The sequence below is a fragment of the Burkholderia sp. ABCPW 14 genome, from assembly GCF_001523835.1.
Taxonomy (GTDB): domain Bacteria; phylum Pseudomonadota; class Gammaproteobacteria; order Burkholderiales; family Burkholderiaceae; genus Burkholderia; species Burkholderia mayonis.
This window is the reverse complement of record NZ_LOVS01000039.1, coordinates 1-882: the sequence shown is the minus strand read 5'-3', so window position 1 is coordinate 882 and position 882 is coordinate 1. Positions and strand designations below refer to the sequence as shown.

1 protein-coding gene and 1 pseudogene are annotated in these 882 nt (G+C 63.5%); both read right to left on the bottom strand.

Going from position 1 to position 882, the window contains the following annotated elements; genetic code table 11:
- On the bottom strand, positions 1 to 511 hold a 511-nt coding region (locus WS62_RS05750), incomplete at its 3' end, for a T6SS effector phospholipase Tle3 domain-containing protein (protein ID WP_442855061.1).
- Positions 512 to 524: 13 nt separating this feature from the next.
- Positions 525 to 882, bottom strand: a pseudogene (locus WS62_RS05745) (type VI secretion system tip protein VgrG); the annotation flags it as partial.

The following is an 882-nucleotide window of genomic DNA, read 5'->3' as shown; positions in this document are numbered from 1 at the left end:
AATGGGCATCGAGCCGGTTCGCGTGGATGTCCTGATACTGGCCGCGCGTCAGCAGATTGCCGTCGCTGTCCGCCACGCGGCTCTTGACCTCGCCCGGCCTGTTCACCTTCGCGATCTCGTTGTCCGCCGCCCGATAGCCCCAGTAAAACGGGAGAAACATGCTATGGGTGCCGCTAGTTTCTGAGCGTTCGTAGAGGTACATGTCCGGACCACGCAGTATTTTTGCGTACTTTAGCTTTTCCCCTTTCTGTTGCGCCGCCGACGCGCTCGCATACCGCTGGCCGTATTCGCCCGGCCGCAGATCGCTTCGCGACAGGCGCTCATTGAGCCCTTGGCAGAGCCCGCGCTCAACGGTCGCATAGGCCGCACCCGGATCGTTGACGCCATGAATGAAGATCACCACGCCCGGAAGATCGGCCGGAACCTGAACGGGCCGATCGCCCGGCCGATTCGCCATCGTAACGCCCGCCCCTTGGGCGGCCGCGTGATACTGATCGTTGTTATCGCTCATCGTTCGCTCGGATTCAAAGCTTCGGCTTCAGATAGTCGACCTTCGCGATACGCATCGCGTCGTCCTTGACCAGGTCCGTCAGGCCGCTCGCATCGGTCTTGCCCTCGATGACGCGCCCGTCGTCCAGTGTGATCCGGAATGACTTGTTTGCCGCCGCCGGCAGATCGCCGTCCTCGCCCGGGTAGTGCAGCTTGAACCGCTGATCCGTCGGCTGATGGTTGAACGCGCTCTTCGTCGCCTGCGTCGTCGACGGCCCGCCCCACTGGTGCGACGCCGACAGCAGCTTGATGTCGCCGTTCGTGCCGAGCGTGATGCCGTCGCCGATCTCGAGATAGCTGCCGTCCTCGGCGACGAGCCGGATCTTCGGCGCG